This is a genomic window from Psychromarinibacter sediminicola (assembly GCF_029168335.1).
Lineage (GTDB): Bacteria > Pseudomonadota > Alphaproteobacteria > Rhodobacterales > Rhodobacteraceae > Psychromarinibacter > Psychromarinibacter sediminicola.
This window is the reverse complement of the sequence record NZ_JARGYC010000109.1, coordinates 1-9,084: the sequence shown is the minus strand read 5'-3', so window position 1 is coordinate 9,084 and position 9,084 is coordinate 1. Positions and strand designations below refer to the sequence as shown.

General features: G+C 66.4%; 7 protein-coding genes. 4 read left to right on the top strand and 3 right to left on the bottom strand.

Annotation, left to right across the window (positions count from 1 at the left end; all coding sequences use genetic code 11):
* Positions 1-34 precede the first annotated feature (34 nt).
* Complete coding sequence (locus P1J78_RS23020; protein ID WP_275569729.1) at positions 35-1,207, bottom strand: ABC transporter substrate-binding protein; 1,173 nt, start codon at positions 1,205-1,207, stop codon at positions 35-37.
* A gap of 284 nt (positions 1,208-1,491) precedes the next feature.
* The gene (locus tag P1J78_RS23015; protein ID WP_275569728.1) at positions 1,492-2,211 is read right to left on the bottom strand and encodes a GntR family transcriptional regulator; all 720 of its coding nucleotides are present in this window, start codon (positions 2,209-2,211) and stop codon (positions 1,492-1,494) included.
* Between the two features lie 206 nt (positions 2,212-2,417).
* Between P1J78_RS23015 and P1J78_RS23010 the strand changes: the two genes are divergently transcribed.
* Positions 2,418-4,451 carry a hypothetical protein gene (locus P1J78_RS23010; RefSeq protein WP_275569727.1) on the top strand — a complete coding sequence of 678 codons (2,034 nt, stop codon included), beginning with the start codon at positions 2,418-2,420 and terminating at the stop codon, positions 4,449-4,451.
* Positions 4,452-4,518: 67 nt separating this feature from the next.
* Here the strand turns inward: P1J78_RS23010 and P1J78_RS23005 are convergent, their stop codons facing one another.
* Complete coding sequence (locus P1J78_RS23005; RefSeq protein WP_275569726.1) at positions 4,519-5,166, bottom strand: GntR family transcriptional regulator; 648 nt, start codon at positions 5,164-5,166, stop codon at positions 4,519-4,521.
* A 118-nt stretch (positions 5,167-5,284) separates the two neighbouring features.
* Here P1J78_RS23005 and P1J78_RS23000 point away from each other — a divergent pair, with 118 nt between their 5' ends.
* From P1J78_RS23000 to P1J78_RS22990, 3 genes are read left to right on the top strand one after another with little or no spacing between them, the layout of a single operon-like run.
* Complete coding sequence (locus P1J78_RS23000) at positions 5,285-6,538, top strand: pyridoxal-phosphate-dependent aminotransferase family protein (RefSeq protein WP_275569725.1); 1,254 nt, start codon at positions 5,285-5,287, stop codon at positions 6,536-6,538.
* Entirely contained in the window at positions 6,535-7,947 is a 1,413-nt protein-coding gene (locus P1J78_RS22995) for an FAD-dependent oxidoreductase (RefSeq protein ID WP_275569724.1), read from the top strand. The genes P1J78_RS23000 and P1J78_RS22995 overlap by 4 nt, the downstream gene beginning before the upstream one ends.
* 50 nt (positions 7,948-7,997) lie before the next feature.
* Complete coding sequence (locus tag P1J78_RS22990) at positions 7,998-9,059, top strand: type 2 periplasmic-binding domain-containing protein (protein ID WP_275569723.1); 1,062 nt, start codon at positions 7,998-8,000, stop codon at positions 9,057-9,059.
* Positions 9,060-9,084 lie beyond the last annotated feature (25 nt).

Below are 9,084 nucleotides of genomic sequence, written 5' to 3'. Positions count from 1 at the left end.
TGCTGACATGAAACATCCTCCTGAACAGGATGAATCACAAACAGTCCCACAAGGGAATCCCCCGCGACTCAGGGTTGCCCCGAAATGCTCTAGCGTGCGACAGACCGATGCGGAAATCCTTGCTCTGGAAGATCTCCCGCATGGCGTCGTCACGATGGTTCAGGTTGAACATCATCACCATCGTGTTCGGCGCCGACGGCGTCTCCTCGAAGAACTCGAAGTTGCCCTCTTCGCGCCCCTCGTAGAGCACCGGCTTGTTCGCCGGCACGGCAAGGTGACGGTCCTGGAATTCGATCTCGCCGGCCAGCGTCTTGGTCACGAGAACCTCGACATCGGACAGGATGTCGTAGCGCACCGTGTCGATATAGGGCAGCTGGTTCCCCTCGGTGTCGACCTTCCAGTAGTACGGGTTCCGTTCGGCGACCGCGGCGGTCGCGTTGCCGCTGCCGTAGCCTTGCGTGAAGATCCAGCCGTTCAGGGTGGGCACTTCGGTGTTCGAGTAGAACTCCGACTTGTTCACCATCAGGCCGACCCAGTTGCTTTCGCCGGCGGCGTCGATCTCGGCCTGCACATCGTCGTTATAGTCCGGGTGGTACTGCTCCAGGTAGTGACGCGGGTAGCGGACGGCCGCGTTGTCGAGCGTCCGCGCCGTCGCGAGGTACTGCAGGAACAGGCCCTTCGGCTCCTTGAAGGTGAAGGTGAACGTGTAGTCGTCGATCATCTCGAACGCGACGGGCGAGCCGTCGGCATTGATAAACGGCTCCGCCGGCGTCGGGGTGAATTCCTTGTTCAGCAGCAGGTCGTTGTGCCAGAATTGGATGTCGGCCGCGGTGAACGGCGCGCCGTCCGACCATTTCATGCCTTCGCGCAGGTGGAAGGTGAACTCCGTCGCGTCGTCGTTCACGTCGACCGACTCGGCGATGTTCGGCACCACGCCGCTCCAGTCCGGGGTCCAGCGCATGAAGTTCTCGTAGGCCACGGTGCGCCGGATCCACGAATCGTCCGACCCGCCCAGCAGCGCCATGCGCCACAGGCCGCCGTAATCGCCCACGCGGTCCACGGGCTCCACGACCAGCGGGTTCTCCGGCAGCCGCTCTTCCAGGGGCGCAAGGTCGCCGCTTTCCACCATTGCGGCGAGATCCGGCGCTTCGCCGGCCTTCGCGGGCGTCAGCACGCCATTGAATGAAAAGGCTCCCAGTGCGGTCATGAGCAGAAGGCTCCGCCTGGAAACGACCGATCTCTTCAGGATGTCCATTTATTCCTCCCTTGATGTGACTGTCAGTAAGACGCGCTGTCGTCGAAGTGCCTTGGGCTGTCCTCCGTCGCCCCAGTCATACGCTCAATCTGACACACAAAACGTACACGATAATGTATAATCTGCAACCTGAAAAGCATCCCCCACGCCGGCATTCGAGCAAGCGCCTGAATATGAAGAATTCTTTATTTCAGCCTGATTTCAGCCTGGCATCCTCCGCATTCGCCGGCGACGGATCACTCGGCGACGAGGCTGCGCTGGCGCCGGATTCGGTCGAGGAAGACGGAATGCGCGTTGTCCAGATGCTCTTTCATGGCGCGGACCGCCGCATCGGGATCGCCGCCCTCGATGGCCTCGACGATGCGCCAGTGATCGGCATTCGAGCGCCGCATCTGGGCCAGGCTCAGCGGCTTCTTCTTCGAAAGCGCCTGCAGCCAGCTGTCGTAGCGCTTCATGATCCCCAGCGCTTCTTTGTTGAAGTGATGGTTCTCGATGCATTCGTGAAAGCGCAGGTTGCGCACGTGGTACTGCTCGTAGTCGCCGTTATTGACCGTTTCCTCGCAGTCCTCCTGCAACGCTCTCAGTTCCGCGACCTCCGCGGGCGTGGCGCTCTCGGCGAAGGACCGGACGAAATATCCGGCGAACAGAACCTTAATATCGAAGATATTGTGGACCAGGTCTTCGCTGATCTCCCGCACGCTGGCGCCGCGATTGGGCGTGATCGTGACGAGCCCCTCGCCTTCGAGTATCTGCAGCGCTTCTCGCGCCGGGTTCGTGCTGGTCTTGAACCGCTCGGCGATATCCGCGACCTTCAGCCGTGTCCCGGCCGATATGCGTCCTTCCAGGATCTCCTCGCGCAGGTGTTGCGCCAGCCGGCTGTAGCCGGGCTTCCTGGGAGCGTCCTTCTGCCTGCCGCCTCCGGACGCGGCAGTTCTGGCTTCTGTCGTCGACTTCATCGCCACTGTTATCCCGTCTTATCGATCGAGGTTTACAATCTTGCCACGCTGGCACGAGAGCGCGCCGAACGCGATACCAAAAACGGCTGACTGGATCATATCCGAAAGCCGATTGACAAAATAGTACATTATCTGACAATCATTACCCACAAAAAAATCGCGGTTGCGGAAAAGCCTTCGCCCGAAATCGGAAGAGTGAATACGACATGACCGAATGGTGGAAGACGCCGCAACGCATCGTACAGACGAACCTACGCCTGACGGACGCCGACCTCGATCCCGCCGCCGTCGCGCAAAGCCTTCGGGAGTTCGGCGCGACCGCGATGCTGTTCAATGTCGGCGGCATCTTCTCGTGGTATCCGTCCGAGCTTCCGCTGCAGGCGGCCAACCCCTTCCTGGACCGCGACCTCGTGGCGGACATGATAGAGGCGGCGCATGCCGCCGATATCCGGGTGATCGGGCGCTACGACCTGTCCAAGGCGACGAAGCCGGCCTACGACCAGAACCCGGACTGGTTCTGTCACGACGTCGACGGCGTGCCGTTCGAATACAACGGGACCTACCAGGCCTGCGTGAACGGCGGCTGGTATCGCGCGCAGTCCCCCGAGGTTCTGAAGGAGACGCTGTCGCGCTACGCGCTGGACGGCCTGTTCTTCAACATGTTCGGGTATCAGCGCAACGACTACAGCTATCGCCGCCTTGGCGTGTGCCACTGCAAGGGCTGCCAATCCGCGTTTCGCGATTTCGCCGGGATGGACCTGCCCCGCTCCTACGATCCGTCCGAACCCGCGCTCCGCGCCTATCTTCGCTTCCAGGACAGCACCAGCACCGCGCTGCGCGAGGAGTTCCGGCAGCTGGCCAAGCAGATCAGACCGGACATCGCGGTGTCGAACACCGGCAAGAGCAGCGACTTCTTCCGCGGCGAGATCAACCGCCGCCTCGACCGCGCCAACGAGTGGGAGCATATGTCGGGCGAGCAGGCCCGCTCTTTCCGGTCGATCGGCGCCAATCGCATCCGCTATTCCAGCGCGGTGACGCATTTCGTCGACTACCCGTGGCGCTATGCCTCGGAATCCGGGGCGCAACAGGCGCTGCGCCTGGCCCAACAGCTCGCGAACGGGGCCGATCCGCATTACTATTTCATGGGACTGCCCGAGCAGCGCGACCGGGAACCGATGCAGGAGGTCGACGCGATCTTCCGGATGCATGCGGCGCATGTGGCGCGCTACGCCGACCTCGACTCCGTGGCCACTATCGCGCTCTACCAGTCCGCCAAATCCGCCCGTTACGGCAACGGCACCGAGACGGCCGCGTTTCGCGGGGCGTACAAGGCGCTGATCGACTCGGGCCTGCCGTTCGATATCGTCCATGACAGCCGCGCGACGGATGCGGACTTCGTGGACTGGCACGGCCGGTACGATGTCATCGTCCTGGCTGGGGCCTCCTGCATCAGCGCGGAAGAGGCCGCGAGCCTGGACGCCTACGTGAACGCCGGCGGCGCGCTGCTCGTCATCGGCGATGCGGGATCGCACGACGAGACCGGCACGGCCCAGGACAGCCTGCAGCTGCAGAGCCTGCCCGTCACCGGCCCCGTCTCGACGCGCGAGAGCCTGCGCGGCGGCTATCTCAGGCTGGACACCGACAAGCCGCTCAAGGCGGACACGGATGTCGTGCTTCTGGACGGCCCCTACGTCGAGCTCCGCCAGAAGGCCGGCACGACCGGCACGCACAGGATCGAGCTCCCGCAGCGGTTCGGACCGCCGGAGCTGTGCTATCCGGAGCCGGACAGCGACAGCGACCTGCCCGGCGTGGTGACGGGCGACCACGGCGCCGGCAAGGTCGTGTTCATCCCGTGGGACGCGGCGAAGCTGTACCATGACTTCCGGCTGACGCCGCATCGCGAGCTTCTCGCGCAGCTGACACGCGAGCTTGCGGGCGAGATGCCCGCGGCCCTTTCGACGACCGGCCATACCGAGCTGACGGTTCAACGCCAGACGACCACGGGCGACCTGCTGGTCCATGTCGTCAATTACTCGGGGGTGTCCGGCGACGGCTGCCTGCCGCCCGTGCCGATTCACGACCTGAGCCTTACCGTCCGGGGCGCCGCCGGGATGCGCTGCGTGTCACTGGTGAGCGGCGATACCCTGCCGGTCTCCGACGGCACGGAGGCCGGCGCCGCCGTCGTCACGCTGCCGCCCGTTCGCGCCTTCGACGTGCTGGCGTTCTCGGCGCAGGCGTGACGTCTCCCATGGCGGAGCCGTCCGACATGGCCGGGGTCGTCGCGGCCAGCGCGGGGGCGCAAATGGCTTAACCCCGCAGCGTCTCGCGCTTGTTCGAGAGATGCTCCCGGAGCAACTGAGCCGTGCGCGCCCCGTCCCGGGCCTCGATGGCCCAGAGGATGGCGGCATGTTCCTCCACGGCCTGCTTCCAGCGCGCCGGCGACATGTTGGCAAGATAGCGTGCCCGTCGGACGCGCCCGGCCAGGGCCCGGTGCGTGGCGATCAGCGTCTGGTTCTCGCAGCCTTCGAGAATGGCCTCGTGGATCGCCTGGTTGGTCTGGAAATACGCCGCCCGGTCGCCCGCCTCGTAATGGCCTTCCATCTCGTCCTGCAGCACCCGAAGCTGCCGGATGGCGGCATCCGACATCCGCGCGCAGGCCGCTTCGCCGGCCAGCCCCTCCAGCGCCATCAGGATCGGAAAGACCTCGTCGAGATCGCGCTCGGTGATCTCGGCCACGGTCGCCCCGCGGTTCGGCGTCAGCGTCACCAGACCCTCCGACGCAAGCACCTTCAGGGCCTCGCGCAGCGGGGTTCTGGAGACCCCGTAGGCCTCGCATAGCGCTTTTTCGTTGATCTTCTCGCCGGGCGGGACGTGCCCCTCGGTGATCAGGTCGCGCAAGCGCTCCACGACGGTCCCGTGCAGGCTGGCACGTTTGATCGGCTGCAGACTCTCCATTGGAACGACTCCATCACAATTTGCACCCGATGGCACGTCGGATTTGAATTTGCATACAAAATTCATTATACACGAATCCCAGTGGGAGGAAAGCGGCCCCGGCCGCGGAGGAGCCACCATGACCCAAGCGGCCCCGACGCGCCGCGCCGGCCGGCATCTTTTGCAGATCCCCGGGCCGACCAACCTGCCCGACCGGGTATTGCGGGCGATGGATCGACCGGTCATCGACCACCGGGGGCCGGCCTTCCGCGCCCTGACCGAGCGGCTCTGGCCCGGGCTGCGCCGGGTCTTCGGCTGCAGCGGCCCCGTCGTGATATTCCCCGGCTCGGGCAGCGGCGCGTGGGAGGCGGCGTTGGTCAACACGATGTCTCCCGGCGACCGCATGCTGATGTGCGAGACGGGGCATTTCGCGGTGCAGTGGGCCAGGATCGCCGAGCGGCTGGGCCTGCGGCCGGAACTCCTGCCCGGCGACTGGCGGCATGGCGCCGACGCGGAGGCGATCCGGGCGCGGCTGAGCGCCCCTGACGGCGGCGGGTTCCGCGCCGTCTGCGCCGTGCATAACGAGACATCGACGGGCTGTGTCTCGGCGATCCCCGAGATCCGCGACGCGATGGATGCGGCGGGCCATTCCGCGCTGTTGATGGTCGACACGATCTCGTCGCTGGGCTCGATGCCCTACGATGCGGAGGCCTGGGGCGTCGACGTCACGGTGGGCGGCTCGCAGAAGGGGCTGATGCTGCCGCCGGGGCTGAGCTTCAACGCCGTGAGTGCCAAGGCGCTGGAGGCCGCGCGGCACGCCGCCCTGCCCCGCGCCTACTGGGACTGGGACGCGGTGATCGAGGCCAACGAAGGCGGCGTCTTCCCGTACACGCCGGCGACCAACCTGCTCTACGGGCTGGCCGAGGCGCTGGACATGCTGGCCGAGGAAGGGCTGGAGGCGGTCTTCGAACGGCACGCCCGCCACGGCGCGGCGACGCGCGCCGCCGTCGCGGCCTGGGGGCTGGAGACGCAATGCGCCGACCCGGCGCAGGCGTCGAACTCCCTGACCGCGGTCCGCATGCCCGAGGGCCATTCGGCCGACGCCTTCAGGGCGCTGGTCCTGGAGCGGTTCGACATGTCGCTGGGCAACGGGCTGTCGAAACTCGCCGACCGGGTGTTCCGGATCGGGCATCTGGGCGATTTCAACGACCTCTCGCTGATCGCGGCCCTGGCCGGCGTCGAGATGGGGCTGTGCGAGGCGGGCGTGCCCTACGGCGCGGGCGGCCTCGACGCCGCGTTGGACAGCCTGATGCGACGCGCCCCGTCCGCGCCGCATGCCGCCCCGCAAACGCCGGCAACGACACCGAGCATGGCAAGGACAGGCCAGGAATGACCGCGTCAGAGACCCACCGCCTGGTTCGCGACATCCCCGTCGACGACAGCTACGACATCCTGGTCGCGGGCGGCGGCCCGGCGGGCGCGGCGGCGGCGATATGCGCCGCGCGTCTGGGCGCGAGGGTGCTGCTGGTCGAGGCCACGGGCTGCATGGGCGGCATGGGGACGTCGTCCTTCGTGACGACCTTCGGCCCGATGGGCGACGGCGAACGCCCCCTTGTTGGCGGATTCTGCCGCGAGATGGTGGAGAATATGCACCAGCGCGGCTTTCTCGGGCCCGGGGTCACGCCGGATTTCTGGGCCAAGCACTACAATCGCTGGATCCCGTTCCACCCCGAGGGCCTGAAGCGCCTGCTCGACGAGAAGGCCATGGAGTCGGGCGTCGATGTCCGCTTCTTCACCAAGGTGATCGACGCCGAGACCGACGGCACCCGGGTGCTGGGCGCCGTGATCTCCAATGTCGAGGGCTACAGGTTCATCCGTGCGAAGGCGTTCGTCGACTGCACCGGCGACGCCACGCTGTCGGCGCTGGCCGGGGCCGAGTGCAAGGTGGCGGGGGTCGACTGGCCCGACACGGCGCCGGGCACGTTGTGCTCGCTCTATGCCAATATCGACTGGAACGACCCCGCCTATGGCGACGACTATGCCGGGCTGGACGCCGTGAAGCTGCGCACCCGCAAGGAGCTTCTGCCCCAGGCCGTCGAAGAGGGCCACTTCTCTGAGGAATACCGGTTCATGCCGGGCATGAACAAGATCGGCGAGAGCATCGCCAACGTGAATGCGGGCCACATCTACGGGCTGGACGGGCTGGACAGCAAGAGCCTGTCGGACGGCATGATCAAGGGGCGCCAGGTGGCGGTCGAGTTCACCGAGTTCTACCGCAAGTACGTGCCGGGCTGCGAGAACATCGAGCATGTCACCACCGCCCCGGTCATGGGCGTGCGCGACACCCGGCGGATTGTGGGCGAGTTCACGCTCACCATCGAGGATTACGAAGCGCGCCGGCAGTTTCCCGACCAGGTCTGCGTCTACAATCGCCCGCCGGACAACCACCCGACGAACACCTCCAAGGAGGAATTCGAGCGCTTCAAGAAGCAGTTCGAGGGTCAGGGCAAGCTGCCCAAGGGCGCCTCCGTCGGCATCCCGTATTCCATCCTCGTGCCGAAGGGCTGGGAGAACCTCTGGGTCGCCGGCCGCTGCCATTCCAGCGGGCATTCCGTGCATGGCTCGATCCGGGCCCAGTCGGCCGCCTACATGATGGGCCAGGCCGCGGCCACCGCGGCCTGGCAATCAATTAAGACCGGCCAGCCGGGCTGCGACCTCGATACCGAGACGCTCTGCACGTCCCTGCGCGACGCCGGCTGCTACCTGCCCCAGGAGACGCTGAGCAAGACCATGACACGCTGACAGGATCCACCCTGCGGCGCGGGAGGCCAACAGAGGAGGAGGAGACCATGATGAAACAACTGATCGCCGCGACAAGCGCGGCACTTGCGCTTGCGGGGCCGGCCGCCGCGCAGCAGGACTACGAGGGCGAGACGGTCCGCGTCATCATCAATCTCAGCGCGGGCGGCTCGACCGGCGTGATGGCGCAGAACTTCGCCAATCACTGGAAGGAGCATATCGCGGGCAACCCCGATTTCGTGATCCAGCCGGTGACCGGCGGCGGCCAGATGAAGGGGATCATCGAGGCGCGCAATGCGCGGCCCGACGGGCTGACCGTCGCCTGGGTCGCCTGGTCGGGCCCGACCCGCGCCATTGGCCCGGCCAGCCAGAACGTGGACTGGTCCGAATTCGACGTGATCGCCGGAATGGGCGTGCCGTCGATGGCCTACGGACGCCGGGACATCGGCGACGGCATCTCGTCCGCCGCCGACCTGGCCGGGGCCGAGGGCGTGCATATCGGCGGCTACCGGCCGGGCTCCTACCTGGACCTGACGGCGCGGATGTCGCTCGACATCCTGGGGATCGAGTACGGCTACACCACGGGCTTCCGCGGCGGGTCGAACATCGTCGCCGCGCTCCAGCGGGACGAGGTGAACTTTCACGTGACGCCGGCCGCCAACTACTTCGGCGGCATCGAGGCCAATGTCGTCGAGGAGGGCACCGGCCTGCCGCTGTGGTACTACCCGTTGACCGATGCGGACGGGACCATCGTGGCCGAGGACAGCTTCGGCGACATCCCGACCTTCACCGAGGTGGCCGAGGAGATCACCGGAGAGGCGCCCTCCGGGCCGGCCTGGGACGCGGTCCAGTGGCTCAACGAGGGCATGGCGGGCGTGACCTGGTTCATCGGCGTGCCGGCCGGGACGGACCCCGAGACGCTGGAGCTTCTACGGACCAGCTTCGAGGAGACCTATAACGATCCCGCCTTCCGCGAGGAGGCGCGCAAGGTCTCCGGCATGGCGCCCACCTACACGCCCGCGGCGGATATGGAGGCGCTCATCGCGTCGCTGCGCGACATCGACGCCGAGATCAGCCAGACCGTGCTGGACTATATCGAAAGCGGCACCCAGTAATTCCGTAGGGGCACCGGGCGCGGCG

What these genes read in the sequence shown, in the direction of transcription:
- P1J78_RS23020 (WP_275569729.1), bottom strand. Translation starts at nt 1,207, where the DNA reads ATGACCGCACTGGGAGCCTTTTCATTCAATGGCGTGCTGACGCCCGCG.
- P1J78_RS23015 (WP_275569728.1), bottom strand. Translation starts at nt 2,211, where the DNA reads ATGAAGTCGACGACAGAAGCCAGAACTGCCGCGTCCGGAGGCGGCAGG.
- P1J78_RS23010 (WP_275569727.1), top strand. Translation starts at nt 2,418, where the DNA reads ATGACCGAATGGTGGAAGACGCCGCAACGCATCGTACAGACGAACCTA.
- P1J78_RS23005 (WP_275569726.1), bottom strand. Translation starts at nt 5,166, where the DNA reads ATGGAGAGTCTGCAGCCGATCAAACGTGCCAGCCTGCACGGGACCGTC.
- P1J78_RS23000 (WP_275569725.1), top strand. Translation starts at nt 5,285, where the DNA reads ATGACCCAAGCGGCCCCGACGCGCCGCGCCGGCCGGCATCTTTTGCAG.
- P1J78_RS22995 (WP_275569724.1), top strand. Translation starts at nt 6,535, where the DNA reads ATGACCGCGTCAGAGACCCACCGCCTGGTTCGCGACATCCCCGTCGAC.
- P1J78_RS22990 (WP_275569723.1), top strand. Translation starts at nt 7,998, where the DNA reads ATGAAACAACTGATCGCCGCGACAAGCGCGGCACTTGCGCTTGCGGGG.